The 22,115-nt window shown below is 68.4% G+C and carries 22 protein-coding genes; 11 read left to right on the top strand and 11 right to left on the bottom strand.

Annotation, left to right across the window (positions count from 1 at the left end; all coding sequences use genetic code 11):
* Nucleotides 1–31 precede the first annotated feature (31 nt).
* Nucleotides 32–511 (top strand): ribonuclease H, encoded by a 480-nt coding sequence (locus tag AX690_RS20635; RefSeq protein ID WP_066730542.1) that lies wholly within the window; start codon nucleotides 32–34, stop codon nucleotides 509–511.
* Here the strand turns inward: AX690_RS20635 and AX690_RS20630 are convergent.
* Nucleotides 508–888 (bottom strand): methylglyoxal synthase, encoded by a 381-nt coding sequence (locus AX690_RS20630; RefSeq protein WP_066683018.1) that lies wholly within the window; start codon nucleotides 886–888, stop codon nucleotides 508–510. The genes AX690_RS20635 and AX690_RS20630 overlap by 4 nt on opposite strands.
* A gap of 171 nt (nucleotides 889–1,059) precedes the next feature.
* Here AX690_RS20630 and AX690_RS20625 point away from each other — a divergent pair, with 171 nt between their 5' ends.
* The gene (locus AX690_RS20625) at nucleotides 1,060–2,295 is read left to right on the top strand and encodes a pyridoxal phosphate-dependent aminotransferase (RefSeq protein ID WP_066683019.1); all 1,236 of its coding nucleotides are present in this window, start codon (nucleotides 1,060–1,062) and stop codon (nucleotides 2,293–2,295) included.
* A gap of 44 nt (nucleotides 2,296–2,339) precedes the next feature.
* On the opposite strand, the gene AX690_RS20620 is transcribed toward AX690_RS20625, so the two are convergent.
* Nucleotides 2,340–3,803, bottom strand: coding sequence for an alpha/beta hydrolase (locus AX690_RS20620; RefSeq protein WP_066683047.1), 1,464 nt, complete (start codon nucleotides 3,801–3,803; stop codon nucleotides 2,340–2,342).
* 111 nt (nucleotides 3,804–3,914) lie between these two features.
* Here AX690_RS20620 and AX690_RS20615 point away from each other — a divergent pair, with 111 nt between their 5' ends.
* Entirely contained in the window at nucleotides 3,915–5,333 is a 1,419-nt protein-coding gene (locus tag AX690_RS20615; RefSeq protein WP_066683020.1) for a LytTR family DNA-binding domain-containing protein, read from the top strand.
* Here AX690_RS20615 and AX690_RS20610 read toward each other — a convergent pair.
* Nucleotides 5,330–6,928 carry a peptide chain release factor 3 gene (locus AX690_RS20610; protein ID WP_066683021.1) on the bottom strand — a complete coding sequence of 533 codons (1,599 nt, stop codon included), beginning with the start codon at nucleotides 6,926–6,928 and terminating at the stop codon, nucleotides 5,330–5,332. The two genes, AX690_RS20615 and AX690_RS20610, sit on opposite strands and share 4 nt — an antisense overlap.
* 403 nt (nucleotides 6,929–7,331) lie before the next feature.
* Nucleotides 7,332–9,722: a TonB-dependent receptor gene (locus AX690_RS20605; protein ID WP_066683022.1), complete on the bottom strand. Its 2,391-nt coding sequence runs from the start codon at nucleotides 9,720–9,722 to the stop codon at nucleotides 7,332–7,334.
* 291 nt (nucleotides 9,723–10,013) lie between these two features.
* Here AX690_RS20605 and AX690_RS23475 point away from each other — a divergent pair, with 291 nt between their 5' ends.
* Nucleotides 10,014–10,151, top strand: coding sequence for a hypothetical protein (locus AX690_RS23475; protein ID WP_197426932.1), 138 nt, complete (start codon nucleotides 10,014–10,016; stop codon nucleotides 10,149–10,151).
* A gap of 21 nt (nucleotides 10,152–10,172) precedes the next feature.
* On the opposite strand, the gene AX690_RS20600 is transcribed toward AX690_RS23475, so the two are convergent.
* Both AX690_RS20600 and AX690_RS20595 read right to left on the bottom strand, forming a co-directional pair.
* Nucleotides 10,173–10,553 carry a hypothetical protein gene (locus tag AX690_RS20600; protein ID WP_066683023.1) on the bottom strand — a complete coding sequence of 127 codons (381 nt, stop codon included), beginning with the start codon at nucleotides 10,551–10,553 and terminating at the stop codon, nucleotides 10,173–10,175.
* A 94-nt stretch (nucleotides 10,554–10,647) separates the two neighbouring features.
* A complete protein-coding gene (locus tag AX690_RS20595) occupies nucleotides 10,648–10,986 on the bottom strand; it encodes a DUF1491 family protein (protein WP_066683024.1) in 339 nt (112 codons plus the stop codon).
* Nucleotides 10,987–11,050: 64 nt separating this feature from the next.
* On the opposite strand from AX690_RS20595, the gene AX690_RS20590 reads away from it, so the two are divergent.
* Nucleotides 11,051–11,941 carry a hypothetical protein gene (locus AX690_RS20590; protein ID WP_066683025.1) on the top strand — a complete coding sequence of 297 codons (891 nt, stop codon included), beginning with the start codon at nucleotides 11,051–11,053 and terminating at the stop codon, nucleotides 11,939–11,941.
* 30 nt (nucleotides 11,942–11,971) lie between these two features.
* Here AX690_RS20590 and AX690_RS20585 read toward each other — a convergent pair whose 3' ends face one another.
* Nucleotides 11,972–13,696, bottom strand: coding sequence for a HAMP domain-containing sensor histidine kinase (locus tag AX690_RS20585; protein WP_066683026.1), 1,725 nt, complete (start codon nucleotides 13,694–13,696; stop codon nucleotides 11,972–11,974).
* Between the two features lie 193 nt (nucleotides 13,697–13,889).
* Between AX690_RS20585 and AX690_RS20580 the strand changes: the two genes are divergently transcribed.
* From AX690_RS20580 to AX690_RS20555, 6 genes are all read left to right on the top strand, one after another.
* Nucleotides 13,890–14,684, top strand: a complete 795-nt coding sequence (locus AX690_RS20580) for a sensor histidine kinase KdpD (RefSeq protein WP_066683027.1) — start codon at nucleotides 13,890–13,892, stop codon at nucleotides 14,682–14,684.
* Nucleotides 14,685–14,735: 51 nt separating this feature from the next.
* Complete coding sequence (locus AX690_RS20575; protein WP_066683028.1) at nucleotides 14,736–15,170, top strand: SufE family protein; 435 nt, start codon at nucleotides 14,736–14,738, stop codon at nucleotides 15,168–15,170.
* Nucleotides 15,163–16,113, top strand: coding sequence for a rhodanese-related sulfurtransferase (locus AX690_RS20570; protein ID WP_066683048.1), 951 nt, complete (start codon nucleotides 15,163–15,165; stop codon nucleotides 16,111–16,113). Before AX690_RS20575 ends, AX690_RS20570 begins: the two co-directional genes overlap by 8 nt.
* Before the next feature lie 59 nt (nucleotides 16,114–16,172).
* Nucleotides 16,173–16,622, top strand: a complete 450-nt coding sequence (locus AX690_RS20565; protein WP_066683029.1) for a PA2169 family four-helix-bundle protein — start codon at nucleotides 16,173–16,175, stop codon at nucleotides 16,620–16,622.
* Nucleotides 16,623–16,702: 80 nt separating this feature from the next.
* Nucleotides 16,703–17,023 carry a helix-turn-helix transcriptional regulator gene (locus AX690_RS20560; RefSeq protein WP_082769787.1) on the top strand — a complete coding sequence of 107 codons (321 nt, stop codon included), beginning with the start codon at nucleotides 16,703–16,705 and terminating at the stop codon, nucleotides 17,021–17,023.
* Between the two features lie 188 nt (nucleotides 17,024–17,211).
* A complete protein-coding gene (locus AX690_RS20555) occupies nucleotides 17,212–17,961 on the top strand; it encodes a glucose 1-dehydrogenase (RefSeq protein ID WP_066683030.1) in 750 nt (249 codons plus the stop codon).
* On the opposite strand, the gene AX690_RS20550 is transcribed toward AX690_RS20555, so the two are convergent.
* The 4 genes from AX690_RS20550 to AX690_RS20535 form a co-directional block, all read right to left on the bottom strand.
* Nucleotides 17,958–18,680 (bottom strand): DUF6456 domain-containing protein, encoded by a 723-nt coding sequence (locus tag AX690_RS20550; protein ID WP_066683031.1) that lies wholly within the window; start codon nucleotides 18,678–18,680, stop codon nucleotides 17,958–17,960. The genes AX690_RS20555 and AX690_RS20550 overlap by 4 nt on opposite strands.
* Nucleotides 18,677–19,048: a helix-turn-helix domain-containing protein gene (locus AX690_RS20545; RefSeq protein WP_066683032.1), complete on the bottom strand. Its 372-nt coding sequence runs from the start codon at nucleotides 19,046–19,048 to the stop codon at nucleotides 18,677–18,679. Before AX690_RS20545 ends, AX690_RS20550 begins: the two co-directional genes overlap by 4 nt.
* Before the next feature lie 78 nt (nucleotides 19,049–19,126).
* Nucleotides 19,127–19,972, bottom strand: a complete 846-nt coding sequence (locus tag AX690_RS20540) for a hypothetical protein (protein ID WP_156449745.1) — start codon at nucleotides 19,970–19,972, stop codon at nucleotides 19,127–19,129.
* 255 nt (nucleotides 19,973–20,227) lie between these two features.
* The gene (locus tag AX690_RS20535; RefSeq protein WP_066683034.1) at nucleotides 20,228–21,994 is read right to left on the bottom strand and encodes a DUF885 family protein; all 1,767 of its coding nucleotides are present in this window, start codon (nucleotides 21,992–21,994) and stop codon (nucleotides 20,228–20,230) included.
* Nucleotides 21,995–22,115: the final 121 nt, after the last annotated feature.

Here is a 22,115-nt window from a genome sequence, read left to right as displayed (position 1 = left end):
AACCGGCCAGAACGTTGATTGGGAGCTCGCCATGGTCGCCGTCACCCTATGGATCGCCAGCCTCTGCCGCCAGGACCCGAGCTATGGCGGCTGGGCGTATGTGCGGCGGATCGACGGCGAGACCGGCGCCGCCGCGATCAAGGGCGCGGCGGGCGGCGAGCGGCGCACAACCGCCGCCAAGATGAGCCTGACGGCGCTGACCGAGGCTCTCGAAGGCCTCTCGGACCTGCCCGCCGACGCCGCGGTGACCCTGCGCTTTTCGGACCTCGACCTCGCGAGCCAACTGGTGACGACCGACGGCGACTACGCCACCGCCGAGCCGGAGGCTTGGACGGCCGCCCGCGCCGCGGTGGCCGCGCGGCCCGTGCTGGAGATGGTCCCGGCCTCGCCCGACGAAGAGGCCAACGGCTTCCTGGCCGCCTGGGCGGAGTTCGGTCTCGACACCAGCAAGTCGCGCGGGACCTTCAAGGCCGCGATCCCCAAGCCGAACCTAATGAAGTTTCCGGGCTAGCTAGGCTGGCGGGCCACGATCAGGTCGGCCGTCGCGGGATTACAGGCGAAAGGGATGTTCGCCAGCGTCGCCATGCGGATCAGCGCCTTGACGTCGACATCGTGGGGCTGGGGCGACAACGGATCGACGAAGAAGATCAGCACGTCCAGCCGCCCCTCGGCGATCATCGCGCCCAGCTGCTGGTCGCCGCCAAGAGGACCGCTTTTTAGCCGGGTCAGAGTCAGGTTCGGCAGCGCCTCCAGAACCCGACCGCCCGTGGTGCCGGTCGCGAACAGCGCCTTGCCCTTCAGGAAGTCCGCATGCGCCCTGGCCCAGTCGACCAGCGCGGCTTTCTTGTCGTCGTGGGCCACGAGTCCGATGGCGAGAGGCGCGGGCATGGAAAAGAGACTCCTGGCAGGCGGAGCCGCACTCATTTCGCGCCTCGAGGGCGATGGCAAGCCTGACGCTGCCCGCGCCTTGGGCAGGAGGGCCGTCGCGCGCCCTCTCCCTCTTGCGCGATCGCGCTCCGAGGTTCGTCCTGACGCCTCAGGCCATGGGGAGCGAACGAAATGACCACGCGGATATCCGACGAGCCGGCGCTGGGACGCCGCGCTTTCCTGCGCAGTGCGGCGCTGATCGCGGCCGCGGCGCCGATCGTCACCGAGGCCAGCCTGGCCCACGCCGCGGCCCAGACAACCACCGCTCCGCCCTCCGGAATGGCGCTGCACGGCCAAAGCCCCAACGCCCCGCCGTCCGGCGCGGTGCTGATCAACGCCAACGAGAACCCGCTGGGCCCGAGCAAGGCGGCCTGCGACGCCATCGCCCGCGTGGCGCCCTTGGGCGGCCGCTACGACTTGAACGGAGAGACCGATCTCCTGGTGCGGACCTTCGCGGCCCAGAACGGCCTCAAGCCTGAATACGTCGCGGCCTACGCCGGCTCGTCCGAGCCCTTGCACTACAGCGTGCTGGCCTTCACCTCGCCGACCAAGAGCTTCGTCACGGCCGACCCGTCCTACGAGGCCGGGATGTACGCGGCCAGGACCAGCCAGGCCAAGGTGGTGAAGGCGCCGCTGACCGCCGATTGCGCCCACGACGTCAAGGCGATGGTCGCCGCCGACGCCCAGGCCGGCGTCATCTACATCTGCAATCCGAACAACCCGACCGGGACCATCACCACCAAGCAGGACATCGTCTGGGCGCTGGAGAACAAGCCGGCGGGCGCGATCCTGCTGGTGGACGAGGCCTATATCCACCTGACCGACGAACCGGACACGCTGGACCTGGTCGCCCAGGGCAAGGACCTGATCGTCCTGCGCACCTTCTCCAAGATCTACGGCATGGCCGGCATCCGCTGCGGCTTCGCCGTCGGCCGCCCCGATCTGCTGGCCAAGCTCAAGCCGTTCGGTCAGAACGCCATGCCGATCACCGGCTCGGCCGCCGCCCGCGCCTCGCTGGAGGACGCCAGCCTGGTCCCCGAGCGCCGCAAGATCATCGGCGACACCCGCCGCGATACGATCGCCTGGCTGAAGGCGGGCGGCTACAAGGTGATCGGCGATCCCCAGACCAACTGCTTCATGATCGACACGGGCCGGAACGGCAAAGCCGTGTTCGCGGCGATGAAGGCTAAGAACGTCCTGATCGGCCGCACCTGGCCCATCTGGCCCAACGCCGTCCGGGTCTCGGTGGGCACGCCCGAGGAAATGGCGGCGTTCAAGGTGGCCTTCAAGGAGGTCATGGACGCCAAGCCGATGGCGCTGGGCGACCACGTCCAGCACGCGGAACTGGATTACCACGCGACACTCTAGACGGCGGTGGAAGGCCGGCGCACGGGATGTCGCCGGCCTCCCCATCACGCCAGCTTGAACTTCGGCGGCGGCAGGCTCAGCCGGGTGTCGGCCACGGCGTCGCCACGGAAGAACCGCACCAGCAGGCCCTGCACGTCGGGATGAGCCTCGAAGACGTTGTGGCCGGCGTTCTCGACGATCACGCGGGCCTTGCGCGTGAACTGGGCCGCGACCTCGTCCTGTTCGGACATCGGCGTGCGGCCGTCCAGCGTGCCGGCGAGCAGAAGGGCGGGATGGTCGATCCGCAGCGGCGTCCGGAAGGTTTCGCCCAGATCGACGCCTGGGACCGCGCCCAGCAGTTGCGGCATCGGGAAGTTCAGGGCCTCGCCCAGCACGGCGGTCTTGGCCTCGTGTCGCACCAGGGCCAGGCGAGCCGGTGAAATGCCCGACGCCAGGTCCGTCGCCTCGGGCATGCCGGCGATGCCGAGAAGGTTCGCGAACTCGCCCACGAACGGCTTGAGCACGTCCGTATTCCCAGCGTCCAGCGCCAGATAGAGTGCCGGCAGCATGACCAGGGTCGGCGGATTGGCGATCATCCCGCCGGTCATCAACTGCATCGCGAAGCCGCCCAGCTTCAGCTCGACCGGCTTGCCGTTCAGCGTCGCGGCCATGCTCACCGGCGCGGCCTCCATCTTGGCGTGAACCCGCCGCATCAGAGCCGGCAGGTCGGGGATCGCCGCGCGGACGGCCGGGTCGGCGGCCAGCAAGCCGTCCACCTGGCGCAGGAGGGCGTCGACCGCCGAGGGCCGCTTCACGGTCTGGTCCTGACCTTCCAGGCTGGCCAGGGCCACGCGGTTCACCCGCTCGCCGTGCCGCTTGAGCATGCTGAGCGCCAGGTGCGTGCCGTAGCTGATGCCCCACAGGTCGACCTTCTCGGCCCCAAGATGGCGGCGCAGGTCGTCGATGTCGTCGGCGTTCTGTTCGGTGTTGTAGCCGGTCATTGCGATGCCGGCCTTGGTCCAGTCGGCCCACGCCTCCTGGAAGTCCGCGCGGAAATAGGCGGTCAGCCCCGCCCGCGTGAAGTCCGGCAAGGGCCGCGTCGAGAGCGGCCGTTCGGGGATGTGGTTGGACAGACCCGTGCCGCGCTGGTCGAAGGCGATGACGTCCGCGATCTCGCGCAGGGCCATCATGATCGGAAAGCGCGGTCCGGCCAGCGCGCGGGTCGCCAGGCCGCCCGGTCCGCCGGCCAGATAGATGATCGGCGGCCCCGGCTTGGCCGCCGTCGAGGCGAACCGCACATAGCTCAGCCGGATCTTCCGGGACCGGGGATCGCGGCGATCCTCCGGAACCTCGAAGAAGCCGCGCTCGGCGTCGGTGTCCTGGCCCTGCCAGCCCTTGAAGCGGAACGGACCGGGCGGCGGCGAAGAGGACGCGCCTGTTTGGGCCAGGGCCACGCCAGAGACGGCGAGGCCAGGAAGGGCGAGGCCGGCGAAGAGCACGGCGCGGCGGTTGAGCGATGCATGGGTCATGGCGGCAACCGAGCCGATCGACGGGCCTTCCGCCACGCCGCTTCGGTCAACGGCGCCGCTCGATCGGTGAACGGTGGCGCGCCTCGGCGAACGGCGCTCTAAGGTGACGCCATGTGGCGAACCCTGCTTCTCACCCTCCTGCTCACGAGCCTGGCGACCCTGGCGCGGGCCCAAGACATGGCGTGGGAGGCCTGCCATGGCGCGGCCAGCCCTTCCGGCCCGGTGCTTAGCGACTGCCGTCCAATCGGAGATTTCGTCGATCCCCAGGGCCGCGAGCTCTGGATTCGCGCGACGATCCCTGCCCCCAGCGACACCCAGCCGCGCGCCCTCTACGTGGCCGGCGCCGCCTCGTCCGAAGCCTGGCTCAACGGCGAACGGCTGGGGTCCAACGGCCGCCCTGGAGCGTCGGCGCGCGACGAAGTTCCTGGAAAGTATCAGGCGATCTTTCCGATCCGCGAGACCGCCTGGCGCGCCGGCGCGAACACCCTGGTGCTGCGCCTGTCTTCCTTCCATGGCGGCCTGCGCTTCGCCGGCCCGATGAGCGCCATTGTCGTCTTGCCGTCCCCCTATCCCCAGCGCACCGCGCCGCTGGCCATAACCTTCGTGGCGACCGGCGCCCTGCTGGCGGCGGCGTTCGGGTTCGGCGTCATCCACGCCCTGAGACGGACAGGCTCCAGCCTCATCCTGGCCGGCATGGCCGGCGTCGCGGCCGTCCAGTCCATCGTCGAGAGCCTGCGAACGCTCTTCAACTATCCCTATCCGCTCCATGCCTGGCGGATGAGCGCCATCTGGGGACTGGCGGCCGCCTTCGCGATCCTGCTGGTCGCCTATGTCACCAGCCGGTTCCTGCCCAAGGCGCGGGGGCTGATGATCGGTCTGGCGCTGGGCGGGGTCGGCGCCACGGTCCTGCTGCCGGGCTTCGACACCAAGACGGTCTGGGCGCTGATCCTGGGCGTGGGCCTCGCCGTGGCGCCGGCCGTCGCGGGCGTGCGTCGGCGCATCCCCGGCGCCCGGCCCGCCCTGGCCTATCTGGCGCTATTCCTGGCCCTGGCCCTCGGCTTCCCCCAATGGCTGGCCGACTTTTCTTACTTCCTGCTCGCCGCCAGTCTGGTGCTGCCCCTGCTGATGGTCGAGGTGGTTCGGCTTGGCCGCGAGGACCGTGGACGCGAAGCCGCCCTGACCCGGGCCGTCAGCCTTCCCGACCGACTGACCGTGGCCTCGGCGCGCGGCGTCGAGCTGGCGCCCGTCGCCGAGATCCTGGCCGTGGTGGGAGCCGATGACTATGTCGAGCTACGGATGGTCGGCGGCCGCAGCCTGCTGCACGCGGCACGCCTGGACGGGCTGACGGCCCAACTGCCAGCGAATTTCCTACGCGTCCACCGGTCGGTCATCGCCAACCTGGCGCACGTCCAAAGACTAGAGCGCGACGGCGACCGCTGGCGGCTGCATCTGAGCGAGGGCGCGCCCCTGCCCGTCAGCCGTTCCCGCCAGCCCGCCGTGCGCGAGGCCCTGGAAGCGTCCCTCGTCTAGGCGCGTTCCTTGGTCCGCTCGAAGCGCACCTTCGGGTAGCGCTCGGCGACATAGCCGATCTCCCAGGAGGACTTGCCCAGGAAGACCGGGGCCTCGTCGATGTCCTGGCCCATGGCCGACTTGTGCTTGTTCACGAAGTCCTCGACGTCGGCGCGATCGCCGCCCAGCCAGCGGGCCTCGGCGTAGGGGCTGGCCTCGAAGATCACCTCCAGCTGGTATTCGTTGGCCAGGCGGTCGGCCATGACCTCGAATTGCAGCTGGCCCACGGCGCCGACGATGAAGTCGCTGCCGATCATCGGGCGGAACAGCTGGGTGACGCCCTCCTCGGCGAGACCCTCCAGCGCCTTCTTCAGGTGCTTGGCCTTCAGCGGATCCTTCACGCGTACGCGGCGTAGGATTTCCGGCGCGAAGTTGGGCAGGCCGGCGAAGCGCAGCGTCCCGCTTTCGGACAGGCTGTCGCCCACCCGCAGCACGCCGTGGTTTGGAATCCCAATGACATCGCCGGCGAAGGCGTCCTCGGCCAGCTCGCGGTCGGAGGCGAAGAACATGATCGGCGCGTTGACGCTCATCGCCTTGCCGGTGTTCTGAGCCTTCAGCTTCATGCCACGCGTGAAGCGGCCGCTGGTCAGGCGCAGGAAGGCGATCCGGTCGCGGTGGTTGGGGTCCATGTTCGCCTGGACCTTGAAGACGAAGCCCGAAACCTCGCTGTCGCCGGGCGCGACATGGGTCGCCGCGCCGTTCTTGGTGGCCGGCATGGGCTTGGGCGGCGGCGCATAGGCGCCGATGCCGCCGAGCAGCTCAGCGACGCCGAAGTGGCGCAGGGCCGAGCCGAAGAACACCGGCGTCATGTGGCCCTCCAGGAACGACTGGACATCGAACGGCTTGCCGGCCTCGGTGACCAGCATGGCGTTGTCCTCCAGCTCGGCCTTTTCCTCGGGGTCGAGGTACTGGACCACCGCATTGCCCTTGAAGGCGACCGGGTCGGGATGGCCCTCCTCATCGGTCGAGCTCTTCTTGGCGTAGGGGATGAACTTGTCGTTGCGCAGGTCCAGCATGCCCTTGAAGCGCCCGCCCGAACCGGCCGGCCAGTACAGCGGGGCCGGATCCAGGGCCAGCTTCGACGAGACCTCGTCCAGCAGCTCGAACGGGTCCTGGGCCTCGCGGTCCATCTTGTTGATGAAGGTGATGATCGGGATGTCGCGAAGGCGGCAGACCTCGAACAGCTTCAGGGTCTGGGGCTCGATGCCCTTGGCCGCGTCCAGCACCATGATCGCCGCGTCGGCGGCCGTCAGGGTGCGGTAGGTGTCTTCCGAAAAGTCTTCGTGGCCCGGGGTGTCCAGCAGGTTGAACATCAGGCCGTCGTGGTCGAACGTCATGACCGAGGCGCTGACCGAGATGCCGCGTTCGCGCTCGATCTTCATCCAGTCCGACTGGGTGCGCCGCGTCTGGCCGCGCGCCCGCACCGCGCCGGCGGCCCGGATCGCCCCGCCGGCCAGCAGCAGGTTCTCGGTCAGGGTCGTCTTGCCGGCGTCGGGGTGACTGATGATGGCGAAGGTGCGCCGACGGGCGGCTTCAGCGGCGGGGGAAGTGCTCATGGGCGGGGACTAGCCTCCTCCGCCCTTTTTGTCACTCTCCGGCTTCGTCACAGCTAGCCGCGCGCGCCGCCCTGAGATCGGTCCTGGCGACTCTATGATTGGCCGTCCTGTCCGCCACGGAGCAAACGACATGAGAACGCCAACCCAATTCACCCAGGCAGAACTTCACGTTCTGCAGGCCGTCCTTCTGGATCGATATGATCGCCTGGCTGACTTTGGTCCAACTCTAGATCAACTGGCGACCACAAGAACCGTACTAGTGACTACAGGGGGTTTCAGACTACCCGATGAAATCAGGGAGATGATGCAGCCATTCAGGAAGACGGACTTTGGGTTTGGTCCACCTTAGACCTTTCTGGCGAGATCCCGGCGAGGCCGAGCCTCGCCGGGGAAAGATTGTGGCCTAGAACTTCGCCGACAGACGCGCGTACCAGAGGCCGCCGTCGGTGTCGTACGGGGCGTTGCGCGAGTAGATCAGGCCGCGCGAGGCCTGGAAGGTCGCCTCGTCCGGATAGGTGTCGAACAGGTTCTCGGCCCCGACCGTCAGCTTGATCGCATCGGTCAGCTGGGCGCTGACCGACAGATCAACCAGCGCCTTGCCCGAGAACTTCTGGATCAGGTCGGCGGTCCCGTTGGCCTGGGCGTCCGTCCACTCGCCCGACCAGCGGGCGCGGATCAGGCCGCTGAAGCGCCCCTTGGCGTAGTCGAACGACACGTTGGCGGCGTTCTGCGGCAGGCCGTCTTCCAGGTTGATGCGGGCCAGCTTCGAGACCTCGGTCAGCTTCGAGCGCGTGACCTTGGTGTCGTTCCAGTTCCAGGCGGCGGTGACGCCGGCGCGCCCGCCCCAAACCTGTCCGCGCCATGAGCCGACCACGTCGACGCCCTGGGTGCGGGTGTCGAACGAATTGGTGAAGTAGCTGACCGTCGTCAGGCTGTCGGCGCCGGGGATGCCCGCCGCAACCAGCTGGGCGCGCAGGGCCGGGGTCACCGTGAAGTTCGGCGAGACGGCGAAGCGATTGTCGACCTCGATGCGATAGTAGTCGACCGAGGCGGTGAAGCCCCCCTGGCGGAACACCGCGCCCAGCGACAGGTTCTTGGACTCTTCCGGCTCCAGCGGCTTGCCGCCCAGAGCGACCGAGATCGGGTTGATCGGCGACAGGCGGCCCGAGGTGAACAGCAGCAGGGTCGTAGTGTTCAGGCCCTGCGAGGTGCGGGTGTTGTTGATCTGGCCGGCGGTCGGGGCCCGGAAGCCGGTCGAGACCGCGCCGCGGAGGGCGAAGTTCGGGGTGAACTCGTAGCGCGTGGCGATCTTGCCGTCGGTCGTCTGGCCGAACTCCGAGAAGTCCTCGTGACGGATGGCGATGTCGGCGTTGAACTTGTCGGTGATCGGCAGGTCGAGGTCGGCATAGGCCGCGTAGCTGGTCTGGTCCCACGACCCGGCCTGGCTGGGCGCGTAGCCGGGGAACCCATTCGAGCCGCTGGGCAGGCCCGCCGCCGCGCCGGGCCCGACGTCCCACGAATAACGGTCGCCCGCCTCGATCTTGTAGGTCTCCTTGCGGGCTTCCAGGCCGAGCGCCAGGTTGGCCGGCTTGGCCAGGAACGACCATTCCAGCGGGCGCGAGGCGTCGAGGTTCAGGGTCGCCTCTTCCTGGATCAGCGAACCGGCGTCGAAGCTGGTCGGCGATTGCGGGCCGAACGAGGCGTTGATGCTGTTGTTCAGGAAGTAGTCGACCTTGTCGCGGCCCCAGCCAGCCGAGACGTCCCACGACCAGCCCTTGGCGTCGCCGCGCACGCCGCCGTTGACCGAGGCGTTGGTCTCGTCCTGGCCGAACTTCGGCGAGAAACCGGCCGGATAGATCTTGTTCAGCGACCAGCCCGGGAACACCGTGCTGGTCTTGTAGGAGCTGTCGGTCGACGGGTTGCGCCAGTTGAAGTCGGTGACGCCGTGCAGATCGCTATAGGTCGCGAAGCCATAGGCTTCCGCGACGTCGCCGAGCGGCAGGACCATATTGAGCGAGCCGCGCCACACTTCGCGGTCGGGCTGCCCCCAGCGCTGCACGGGGTTGGGCACCTTGATGTTCGGATTGGCCGCCTGGAAGGCGATCGCGTCAGGACGTTGACGGGTCCGCGAGGTGGCCTCGGCGTTGGTGTAGTCCAGCGCCGCGACCACGCTGCCGCCATTGCCGATCGCCAGGCCATAGCGCGCGCCGATCTCGGTCTTGTCACCGTCGCCGGCGAAATAACGGCCCGTCTGGGCGTAGCCCTCGAAGCCGGTCTTGTCGCTGAGGATGATGTTGATCACCCCGGCGATGGCGTCGGAGCCGTACTGGGCCGACGCGCCGTCGCGCAGCACTTCGATCCGCTCGATGCCGCTCGTGCCGAGCGCCGCCAGATCGACGCCCTGCTGGCCGCGCCCGCCCAGAACCGCCGAGCGGTGGCGGCGCTTGCCGTTGACCAGCACCAGGGTCTGGTCGGGGGACAGGCCGCGCAGGGTCGCGGGACGCACGAAGGCCTGGCCGTCGGCGGCTGGCAGGCGCTGGACGTTGAACGACGGCGTGGTGGCCGCCAGCTTGTCCATGATCTCGTCGGAGACGATGCTCTTCAGCGCCTCCTGGCCGACGACGTCCACCGGCGCGGTCGACTCGAAGGCCGTGCGGTCGACGCGGCGCGTGCCGGTGACGACCAGGGTGTCCACCTCCGCCGTTTCGCCGGCGACTGGCGCCTGCTGGGCGTGGGCTTGGGTGGATAGGACCAGGGCGAACACGCCCCAGGCGGCCGTCGTCATAAGCTTCATCGTGAACCTGCGCTGTTGTATGCGGCGCGGGGTAACCAGGGCTCTTGTCAGGTGGACGACAGGCGCGTGTTGGTTATGTGAAGGCTCAGAACAGCGTTCGCGGAATATTTACACCGCAGGTTGAAGGCCGCTTCAGACGAGGGACCGGCCAAGCACAACCGCGTCATCATGTCCTGCAAAGTGCTCATCGGACACTCAGAATCCCCCTATTCGAAGAATGGGTTTGGAGTCATGCTTCCTCCATCGCCAACGACGGCTTTAGATCGTCGGGTGTCTGGAGGAAGTCGAACGATGGCCCTGCTCGACCATCACCGTCCCCAAGGCCGGCAACATCCCGCCGGCAGCGCCTTGTGCTTTGGGATCACCATCGCCGGCCTCGTCGGCTTGGCCGTGACGATCAGCTGGCTGATGACCTTCGTGAAGTTCTAGGTCCCGGCGGTCGACAAGGCCCTAGGCGGCCAAGCGCTGCCAGACCTGACGGTCGGCTTCGGCGTTGGTTAGCGCGCCCGCATTCTGGCGATGCAGCAGCGCGCCCATGACTTCCACGCTCAGCTGCACGTAGCGCGCCTGAACGTCCTCGACCTTGCAACCGCGCGTGGGCGCGATGAACAGCGCCGCGTTGATGTCCGGCGCCTTGGCGATGATCAGAGCGGCCAACCGCTGGGCGCGTTCGATGTCCTTGTGCTGCAGTATCGGCTCTTCCGAAAACAGCTCCTTGCCCAGATCCAGCACGCTGTTCAACGACAGCTTGGCGAAGCGATCACGCGTCACCGGCGGCGCCAGCTCGCTGGGGTCGAAACTGAGAATGACGTCGTTCATCAGGAAAAGCATGGGCGTCACGGACTCGGCGGCTACGGCCGAAACACGTACCCGATCCGGGCTTTCGGTCCGGTTTAGGATCAGGGTTAATGCCGCCCGTTAGCCGTCAGGACGGATCGGCTTCGACCGGCTCCGTGAGGAAATGGCGCCCCTCGCGGTCCTCGATCTCAACCAGCCAGACATCGGGATCGATGCGCGCCGCGCGTTCGACATAGGCGTCCAGATCGGGCTCGAACGCCGACCTGACCGGCTGCATCCAGAAGCGCTCGCCGTCGCCCCGCATGGCTTCGCTATAGAGCCTGGCCGTCCCGTCGCGGCGGTTGACGATCTTGACCAACACCGCGCCCGCGCGCGCGTCTCCCTTGCGGGCCACCGTCGCGAAGGCTCCGCCCAGCTCCGCGCGTCGGATCAGCGCGCCGACCCAGATGTCCGTCGAAAGTAGCATGCTAACCGAACCGCAACCCGGGCTGGCCTAGAACCGCCCCTCCGAATGTCTCACCCATAGGCCAATGACGTCCGCAGAGCATCAGAAAGGTCGCGCCCGCCAGGGGATGGCGGCGATCGCACTCGCGGCGATGCTGAGCGCGCCCACGGCGTCGCGCGCGGCCGAGGCCGCCGATCAGCTCTATGAGCGTACGCTGATGACCGCGGCCGACGCGCGCTGTCGCCTGTTCGCGCCCCAGATCTCCGCGACGCTGGACGCCGCGCGCGCCCAGGCCCGCGGCGCGACCCTGCGCTCCGGCGTCAGCGAACTGCAGGTCGCCGCCCTGGAGCAGCGGGCGCGCGCCAAGGCCGCCAGCGCGGCCTGCAATTCCAAGGACATCACGCTGGCCGCCTCCCGGGTCAAAGCCGCCTTCGACGGCTACGCCCAGATGCAGACCATGACCTATCCCGGCGACGTCTCGTCGTGGAAGGCGGACCGCGCCTCGTCGGCGACCATCCCCTTCTGGCGGCTGTCGCAGATGTCGGCCTTCGGGGCGGATCGGCTGATGTTCGGCCTGGCCGGACGCAACAAGGCCGTGACCGCCGTCGCCACGTTCGAGAACGGCCAGCGCCCCTACGCGGCGCGGGTCATCCTGCGCGACACGAAACGCACGCTCGGCCCCTATATCGACAATCGATCAGGCCGCGCCCTGACCGGCAAGGTCGCGCCGCGCAATGCGAGCCTGGTGTTCAACGCCGAGACTCGCGAAGAGGCCCCGCCGACCCTGCTGCCGACCGGCGCCAAGACGGGACTGGCTTTTCGCTTCCCCGTCGCGGTCGCCGAGGCGATGTCGCAGCTTGACCCGCGCGAGGCGGTCACGATCGAATTCGTCTTCACCGGCCGCGGGGACGAGATGACCCGCAAGGCCTATGTCGAGGTGGGCGATTTCGCGGCGGGACGGGCGTTCCTGCACTAGAGCCTTTTAGGCTCTGTTTTGCGCCTTCGATCACCGCGGCGCGAACGCGATGACGTTGTCGCCCAGGCTGGTCGGCGGCAAGGGCTCTTGCTCGACGGGGGCCGCGGGCTCAGCTGTCTTGGCCGGCAGAGCCGCCAGCAGGACCGGCAGGCGCACCGACACCGTGGTTCCGGCGCCGAGGCGGCTCTCGATCGCCATTTCGCCGCCATGCAGCTTGGCGAAGGCGCGAACCAACGACAGGCCAAGACCTGTACCGCGCGCGCGTTGCTCGGCGCCGCCAGCCTGCTCATAGGGTCGGCCCAGCCGCTCGAGGTCCTCGGGGCTGATGCCGACGCCCGTGTCGGCCACGACGATCTCCAGGACGCCGTCATAGCCGTCCAGCGTCACCGTCACCTGACCGCCGCGCGGCGTGAACTTCAGGGCGTTGGACACCAGGTTGAGGACGATCTGCTTCAGCGCGCGGCGATCAGCGTCGACCTCCAGCTCGCCTTGCGGCAGGACGCCGCGCAGCTGGACTCCCGCCGTGTCGGACTGGACCCGCAGCAGGCGCATCGCCGCCTGGACGGCCTCGCGCGCGTCGAAGACGCCGCGCTGCAGCTCGAACCGCTCGGCCTCGATCTTGGACATGTCCAGCACGTCGTTGATCAGGTCCAGCAGGTGCCCGCCGCTCTCGTGGATCAGTTCGGCGTACTCGGCGTAGCGGTCGGTCAGCGGACCAAACATCCGCGCCCGCATGATGTCGGAGAAGCCCATGATGGCGTTGAGCGGCGTGCGCAGCTCGTGGCTCATATTGGCCAGGAAGCGCGCGCGGCCAGCGGCCAGACCCTCGGCGTCGGCGCGGGCCTGTTCCAAGGCGGCGGCCCGGTCGCGCTCGGCCGTGACGTCGCGCAAGACCCCGACCAGCTGGTTGGGCGCCACGCGCTGCAGGTCCAGCGTCACAACGCGTTCCAGCCCCTGCGCCGGGACAAAATCGAGGCTGGCGGCGCCGTCGCGATGCGCCTGGGCGATGGCGGCGGCCAGACGCGGCCGATCCGCCGGGGCGGCGGCCTCGGCGAGGCCGCGCGTCATCAGTTGCTCGGTCGACAGGCCCAGCGGCGCCGAACCGCGCACGGTGGTCACCTGCTCATGCCCGCGCACGGCGACCGCCAGATATGGCAGGCCGTCCAGCAAGGTCTCCAGCCAGCCGATCTCCAGGGCGTCGCGATCCTCGCGCAGCTCCTGACGACGACGGCCGATCAACAGCCCGGCGGCGAGGCCCAGCCCCATCGTCACCAAGGCCAGGAAACCCAGCAGAAAGGCCAGCGGCCCGGTCGGCGCGGCGGGCGCCAGGCCCGAAAGCTGAACCAGAGCGGCGACGCAGCCGCCGATCAGGGCCAGCGCAGCCCCTTCGGCCAGCCGCTTGGGCCGATCCATGGTGGAGGCCGCGGCGACAGGCGCCAGGCACCAGGCCGCCATGGCGCCGGAAACGCCGCCGGTCAGAGCGGCGGCGGATGCTCCGCCCACGGCCCAAAGCACCAGCAGCAAGGATTCAGTCCGCTCGCCTCCCCGGGCGAACATCAGGGACGCCAAGGCAGGAACCGCGCCCGCCGCCATGGCGCCCCAGACGGGCCAAACGCGGGCGTCGACGATGAACAGCGCCGCGGCGGAAGCCAGGCAGACAGCGCCCAGCCACCCCAGACGCCAGGCAAGCGCGGGGTCGAATCCCGCCTGGGAGGCGGGACGGCTAATCGGATCTGGACGCGTTTTAGGTTCCAAGGCCGGGCGGTTTCGACTGCGGCGGGAGTCGCCGCGTCTTGAAGCCTAACGCGAGGGGCGTGTTCCGGCCAAGCGCACACAATCGTTAAGCAAGGTTAACGGCGGACTTCGCTGTGGACGGAAACGGAATCGTAAGCGCCTTGCGTCATGGTCCGCCTCTGATTGGTGCGGACAGAAGGTCCGGGAGTTCGTAATGCCAGAACCGGCGTCCCTGGACGCATCGCTTATCGTCCCTTTCGCGGACCCCGTTCCCGCTGAGCGTCGGACCGCCGCGGAGGAGCGTCGCCGCGCGGCCTTGGACGATCGCAAGCGCTCCTTCCTGCGCATGGTCAGCCATGAGCTGCGCACCCCTCTGAACGCCGTCATCGGCTTTTCGGAGATTTTGTCGCATGAGCTGTACGGCCCGCTCGGCGCGCCGCAGTACCGCGAATATGCGCAGATCGTGCACGAAAGCGGCGTGAAGCTGCTGAAACTGGTCAACCAGATCGTCGAGATCGCGCGCCTGGAAGGCCACGTCACCGACATCAAGATGACGCCCGAAAGCCTCGACGAGGCCCTGGAGGACGTGATCGAGGGCCTGCGCCCCGAGATCGCCCGCCGCGAGGTCATCATCCACATCATCGGTCAGGGCGCTCTGCCCCTGGTCATCGCCGACAGCCGGGGCCTGCGCACCATGCTGTCGAACCTGCTGCAGAACGCCGTGACCCACTCGCCGGCCGGCGGGGTGGTGCACGTCGCCGCGGGTCGGATCGGCGCCGAGGTCGAGATCACCATTCGCGACCAGGGCCCGGGTGTCGACAGCGCTGAATTGCCGCGCCTGCTGCAGCCGTTCGAGCAAGGGGGCTCGCCGCTGACCCGCGCCAACGAGGGCGTGGGCCTGGGCCTACCGATCGTCGACCTGTTGTCGCGCGCCATGGGCGGGCGGCTGAAGCTGTCGTCCAGCCTGGGCGCGGGCTTCCTGGCGCGCCTGATCCTGGAAGCGGGCTGATCGCCACGCCAAGCTTGCCTTGGACGGGCGAAGGCGACTAAACGCCCGCCCATGACAAACCCGATCGACGCCGCCCTCGACGAACTGGCCGACGAGTTCGAACTGCTCGGCGACTGGGAAGAGCGCTACCGCTATGTCATCGAACTCGGCAAGGACCTCGCGCCACTCACCGACGCCGAGCGCTCGGACGAGAACAAGGTGCGCGGCTGCGCCAGCCAGGTGTGGCTGGTCACCGAGCCGCAAGCCGACGGGACCTTGAAGTTCCGCGGCGACAGCGACGCCCATATCGTCAGCGGCCTGGTGGCGATCATGCTGCGCCTCTATTCCGGCCGCGCGCCCGCCGACATCGTCGCCTTCGACGCCAAGGCCGCCCTCGACCGCCTGGGCCTGTCCGAAGCCCTGTCGTCGCAGCGTTCGAATGGTCTGAAGTCGATGGTCGCCCGCATCCAGCGCGACGCCCAGGAGGCGCATGCAAACCTTGGCTAGGTATCGCGTCGCCGCGCTCTATCGCTTCACGCGGTTCGAGGACCCGGCCGCGATCCAGGGGCCTCTGGCCGCCCTGTGCTGCGGCCTGGGCGTCAAGGGCACGCTGCTGCTGGCGCGCGAGGGGATCAACGGCACGATCGCCGGCGAGGACGCCGCCATAGAGGCGGTGCTGGCCCATATCCGCGCCCTGCCCGGCTGCGCCGATCTGGCGCCCAAGACCGCCTGGGCCGAGCGCATGCCCTTCTACCGGATGAAGGTCCGACTGAAGAAAGAGATCGTCACCCTGGGCGAGCCCGATCTCGACCCGACCGATCCCGGGACCTATGTCGCGCCCGCCGACTGGAACGCCCTGATCAGCGACCCCGACGTCGTGGTGATCGACACCCGCAACGACTACGAGGTCGCCGTGGGCCGCTTCGAGGGCGCTGTCGATCCGAAGACCGCCAGCTTCTCGGAATTCCCCGGCTGGTTTCGCGACTGGCGCGCCGAGGTCGAGGCCGCGCGCGGTCCGGACGCCCCGCCGCTGAAGGTCGCCATGTACTGCACCGGCGGCATCCGCTGCGAGAAGTCGACCGCCTTCCTGAAGTCCGAGGGGATCGAGCAGGTCTTCCACCTGAAGGGCGGCATCCTCGACTACCTGGAGCAGGTGCCCGAGCCCGAGAGCCTGTGGCGCGGTGAGTGCTTCGTGTTCGACGAGCGGGTGGCGGTCGGCCATGGCCTGACGCCCGGAACCCATGTGCTTTGCCGAGGCTGCCGCATGCCGGTCAGCCCCGAGGACCAGGCCTCGCCGCTCTACGTCGAAGGCGTCGCCTGCCCTGCCTGCCATGATCAGCGGACGGAAGACCAGAAGGCGCGCGCCGCCGAGCGTCACCGTCAGGCCCTGCACTGCGAGGCCCTGGGCATCGACCATGTCGGCGCCCAACTGTCCGCCAAGACCGGCTGAACCCTTCGGCCTCGCCCCGCGTTGACCCGGCTCCCCTTCCCCAAGCGAGGAGCCCTTCGATGCACACCAACGAAGACCACATCAAGCTCGTCAACGGCCTGGTCGAGACCACGATCGACAGCGCCGACGGCTATGCCGAGGCCGCCAAGGACGCCGACAACAGCCGCTACAAGGAACTGTTCGAACGCCGCGCCCAGGAGCGCCGCTCGATCGCCTCGGAACTGCAGAACGAGGTGCGTCGTCTCGGCGGCGAACCCAAGGACGACGGCACGATCCTGGCCGCCGCCCACCGCGCCTTCCTGAACCTGAAGGACGCCGTGACCAAGGGCGACGAGGCCGTGATCAACGAGGTCGAGGCCGGCGAGGACCACATCAAGGACAGGTACGAAAAGGCCCTGCAGGACGGCGACGTCGATCCCCAGACCCGGGCCGTGATCGAGCGCGCCTGGACGTCGGTGAAGTCCGGCCACGACCAGATGCGCGACATCAAGCACATGCTCAAGCACTAGGCTTCGCGCGGTATTTGAAAGGGCGGGACCGAAAGGCTCCGCCCTTTCTCGTATTTGCGTCCGGCGCGGCGAGGCCGCATATGAAGCTCATGGAAGACGCGCCGCGCCCCGCCTCCGCCGAACGCCTCGTGCTGGACGAACGGCAGGTCAATCTGATCGCCAAGGCCCTGGCCGAGCCGCGCCGGCGGCAGATCCTCAAGGAAATCGGGACCGCCAGCGAGCCGACGCCGTGCGGCGCCGTCGCCCAGCACATCGAGGTCAGCGCCGCCACCTTCTCGCACCACATGAAGGAGCTGGAAAACGCCGGCCTGATCCGTATCTGCCGCCAGGGCAAGTTCGCCTTCCTCGTGCTGCAGCGGGACGTGCTGAACGCGTACCTGGCCCAGCTGGCGGAAATCTAGGCTTTTGGCGCGGCCTGGCTGGGCGTCCCGCTGGCCGACGCGCCACGATCAGCGCGATCGGCATCCCGACCAGAATGCAATGCGAGAACAGAGGACCGGCTCTGAAAATCTCGCGTCGCGCATTGAATCAATTCGATGATTATCTAAATGTCTAACCGTTCGCCAAATGGGCGATGGAGAGACAGATTATGAGCAAGCTTGCGGGCAAGACCGCCGTCGTGACGGGCGCGTCGAAGGGCATTGGGGCGGGGATCGCCAAGGCGTTGGCGGCCGAGGGCGCCGCGGTGGCGGTCAATTACGCTTCAGACCAGGCCGGCGCCGACAAGGTAGTGGCCGAGATCAAGGCGGCGGGCGGCAAGGCCATCGCCGTCCAGGGCTCCGTCGCCAAGGCCGAGGATGTGGCCCGACTGTTCGACGAAGCCCAGACCGCCTTCGGCGGGATCGACATCCTGGTCAACAACGCGGGCGTCTACGCCTTCACGCCGCTGGAGGCTGTGACGGAGGCCGAGTTCCACCGCCAGTTCGACACCAATGTGCTCGGCCTCTTGCTCGCGTCGCAGGAAGCGGCCAAGCGCTTCGGCCCCGAGGGCGGAAGCATCATCAACATCAGCTCCTCGGCGGTGACGCTGGAGATCCCGTCCTTCTCGATCTACACGGCCACCAAGGCCTCGGTCGACGCGATCACCCGCGTGCTGGCCAAGGAGCTGGGCCCGCGCAAGATCCGCGTCAACGCCATCGCGCCGGGCGCGGTCGAGACCGAAGGGACCCACACGGCGGGCATCGTCGGCTCGGACTTCGAGACCCAGATCGTGGCCGGCACGGCCCTGGGTCGGATGGGCCAAACCTCGGACATCGCGCCGGTGGCGACCTTCCTGGCCTCCCCCGACAGCTTCTGGATCACCGGCGAGGTGATCGCCGTGGCCGGCGGCAACCGCTAGATCATTCGGTAGTGCCGCGCCAGGCGCTGCAGGGCGAGCTTCAGCACCGTCTTGCCCGTCCGGCGCGGCAGTTTCAGAGCGGCCTCCGCCGCCTCGAGCGCCGAGCCCATCAGGCAAATCCGTTCCAGCATCTCGCGCAGGCCCGGCCCGACCGACTCTAGCGCTCGGGCGATCCGCCGGCGGGCGGCGTGGTCGCGCTCGGCGGGCGCCAGGCCCGGCAGTCCGCCGTCGACGCGCGAGGCGTCCCAGCGCATGGTCAGACGCCCCTGGGTCCCCAGCCGCTCGTACTCCTCGCGCAGGCGTTCGCCAGCGGCGGCCTCGACCGGCGTCAGCCAGGGCTGTCCATCCCGATCGCGACGACGGGCCAGCCAGGCGATCGGCGACTCGCCAAGATTTCGCCGGACAGGCTTGGACGCCTCCGGCAACAGGACTTCGCCTTCGATGACGCCCGGCCGCCCTGGCGGCGGCGACATGGGGGGCGGTCGGTCGATCATGGTCCAGCCGCCCTGCGGACGGGGCCTCAACGTCGCCTCGCGGGCCAGGGCCTGGAAGCCGGCTTCATCCAGGATCAGCATCGGGCGGCGGCGGCGGTTGGCGCCCAGCCGTACGCCGTAGCCCTCCCCCTGCGCCTCGACCACCGCCCCGGGACGCGCCAGCAGACGCATGGCGCGCTCGGCCTGACGGCGGGCTTCCAGTTCCTGATCGAACGTCGAGCTCATTGCGGCAGGGCCTCCGCATGGGCCGGCGCCTGGCGCAGACACGCTTCAAGCTCGGCGAGGCGGCGGTCGAAATCGGCGTTCTCGCGCAGGTCCTCGATCTTGCGGCACGCGTGGCCGCAGGTCGTGCGATCGCGGCCGAACGCATAGGCCACCCGGTGCAGCGGCCAGTGGAAGGTGATGTGGGTCAGATAGATGGCCAGATGCCGCGCGCGGACGGCGGCGTTGGTGGTCCGGCGGGCCGTATTGATCTCGGCGGCCGGGATTCCCGTGGCCAGGGAAACGAGTTGGGTGACGAAACCCGCCATCAGGCGGTCGCGTCGGGGATCGGGCGTGATGACCCAGATATCCTCAAGGGCATGAACCAGCATGGCGCTCTCTCCTCCCGACCGCGAGCAGGTCGGATAGCGCCACTATAGGTTTATTTTCTCATTGAGAGGAAGATATTCCTATACGCCCATTCCCTCAAGGACTAAAGCATTGATTTTATTGGACCGTAAAGCGGCTACACCCGTAACGGAACGAGCATTGGTGCGTGTCATGTCATGCACCGCAATGGATTTTGCCGGAACGTTGAGAATGCGAATCTGCGGCACGCGGTCGAACATCTCGCCCATTCGGTCAATCCAGGCGGCGTCGAGCGAGGCCGCCCTGCCCCGCAATGCGCGGCAGGCTTCCAGGCTCGCCTCCCGCGTCGCCGCCGGATTGGCGGCAAGGATGTCGGCGGGACAATTGTTACGGACGCCTTGGACCACCGCCAGCGGCGGCTCAGGCGCCGCGCTTAACCAGCGTTCGGACTTCTGGAACCGATCAGACGCCAGCAGGCGCATCATGTATCCCGTCTTGGACTGAAGCAGGACGCGCTGGTCAGGATCGACGATGATCACCGGAAACAGCGGCGCCAAGGCGGGCAAGGCGGTGTTGGCGTAGCTTCGCACCCCCCAATAGCGCTCGGCGATCAGTGCGAAGTGTGGAATGTCCCGCACAAGCTCCAGGCCTGACTCGGCCATGGGCAGGATTTCCACCTTGGGCTTGAGCGGATCGACGCTGTCGTTGGCGACGTCGACATAAAGCGAGCCCAACTGGATCGCGTTCTGGAAGTAGCGGTCTCGCAGCACGCCCCACACCATGGTCCCAACGCCGCCGTGCTTGAGAAAGGCGCTGAGGGCTCTGGCCGCCGAGCTGCGCGCCCTGGCGTTGCGGGCGCGAAGGTTGGTCACGACGTCCTGTGTAATCTCCAGGCAATAGCCGTAGGGATACGCCTTATCGCGGCGCGCAAAGGCGTTGGCGGCCATCTCCCTGTCCGTCTCGGCCCTCATCGCCAGGAACAACGTCTCCAACTCCGGAAGGACGGGAAGGAGAAACCGGCGTGTCAGCGCGGTTTGCAATCGATTAGATTCGAGGGCTTCGGGGGGCAGGATCACGCGGGAAACGAACACTTGTGGATACGGAGCGGCTGTCTCGCCGCCCCACGCCAGGATAGCGCTGGCATGCGGCGGCGTCAGCTTGCCGTTGGGACGGCCAAACCCGAATACGGGTCGACCTACCCCTCAGCGCTTCGCGTTCCGCTCAGCGATCCAGGCGTCGACCCGGCGCTCCAGAACCGCCAGCGGCAGCGAGCCGTCCAGCAGCACGACGTCGTGGAACGCGCGCTCGTCGAAGCGCGGCCCCAGCGCCTGCTCGGCCCGGCGGCGCAGCTCCAGGATCTTCAACTCGCCGACCTTGTAGGCCAGCGCCTGGCCGGGCCAGGAGACGTAGCGCTTCAGCTCGACCTCGATATTGACCGGCGACAGGGCCGTGTTGTCGGTGAAGCAGGCGCGCGCTTGGTCCAGGCTCCAGTGTTTCCAGTGGATGCCGGTGTCGGCCACCAGACGGCAGGCGCGCCACATCTCGTAGGACAGGCGGCCGAACAGTTCGTAGGGATCGCGATAGATCCCCATCTCCTCGCCCAGCCACTCGGAATAGAGGCCCCAGCCCTCGCCGAAGGCGGTGAAATAGAGGCTCTTGCGGAAGTCCGGCGCGCCGGTCTGCTCCTGGGCCAGCGAGGTCTGGATGTGGTGGCCCGGCGCGCCCTCGTGCAGCACCAGGGCCGGCAGCTCGTACAGCGGGCGTTGATCGAGCTCGGAGGTGTTGATCATCAGCCCGCCGGCGCGGCCGACCTTGGGATCGCCGCCAAAGTACCGGCCGGTGGTGTAGCCCTTCTCGATCGCCGCCGGCACCGGCCGCACGCCATAGGTCAGGCGCGGCAGAACGCCGAAGTGGGCGGGCAGTTGGTCGTCGGCGCGCTTGGCGATCTCGCTGGCCTTCTCCAGCAGTTGCTGGCGGCTGGTCGCGTAAAAGCGCGGATCCCTGCGCAGCATGGCGATGAACGCCGGCAAATCGCCCTGGAAGCCCGCCGCCTTCATCGTCTCCTGCATCCGCGCCCGGATGCGCGCCACCTCGGCCTGGCCGATGGCATGGATCTGGTCCGGCGTCATCGTGGTGGTCGTATGCCGCCGGGCCAGGAAGGCGTAGTAGCGCTTACCGTCAGTCAGGTCCGACGCCGCCAGGCTCTTGGCGGCGTGGGGGACGTACTCCTCGGTCATGAACTTGACGAAGCTGGCGCGGGCCGGCGCGACCTTGGCCGTGACGGCCTTCTCGCCCTCCGCGACCAATGCCAAGCGCGTCGCCTCGGGGATGCTGGCCGGCAGGCCCCTCAGCGGCGCCAGCAGCGGATCTTCGGCCAGCGGCGCGGCGGCGATGCGCTGGGCGCGCTCGAGCACGGTCTGCGCCGTCGGAACCGCCTGGACGAAGCCGGTCTTCACCCCGCGCCGAGCATTCTCGATATTGGCCGCGTACCAGTCGGGCATGCGGTTGAGCAGCGCGATCCAGCGCCGCGCCTCCGCCTCGTCCTTCAGCCGAAGCCCGCTGGCGCGGTACAGCATCATCACGTCGAAGCCGCCGTCGCTGCTGAACGGCAGGCGGGACTCGTCGAAGCCCGCGGCTTCGATCCGGTCATTCAGCGTCCACAGGAGGAGCTCGCGGGTCAGGACCTCCTCTTCCGACAGCCCGGACGCCCCCATCGCGGTCAGCTCGGTCCGGATGGCCTTCAGCTTGACCAGACGCGCGGCGTCGGCGGCCGGAGACACTTCGGGCAGGCGCCAACGCGCCTCGGCCGCGCCGCCGGAATCGGGATCCTCGTCGCCGCCGCCCAGCGACTCGAACCGGGTCACGAGGCTCGTCAGGGATTCGGAAGGGCCAGCCCATGCCGCCGAGGCGGTCAGAGCGGTGAGACAGACGCCGACCAGAGCGGCGCGCCAAGGTGCGATGCGAGTCATGCGCCGCAGCTTAAGCGAACGGCTGTCGCCTCGCGAAGGCCTGTTTGTCCAATGTCGGAGAACCGAGAATGGAGCGGGCGAAGAGATTCGAACTCTCGACATCCACCTTGGCAAGGTGGCG

Source organism: Caulobacter sp. CCH9-E1 (assembly GCF_001556515.1).
Lineage (GTDB): Bacteria > Pseudomonadota > Alphaproteobacteria > Caulobacterales > Caulobacteraceae > Caulobacter.
This window is presented reverse-complemented; position numbering and strand designations above follow the sequence as displayed.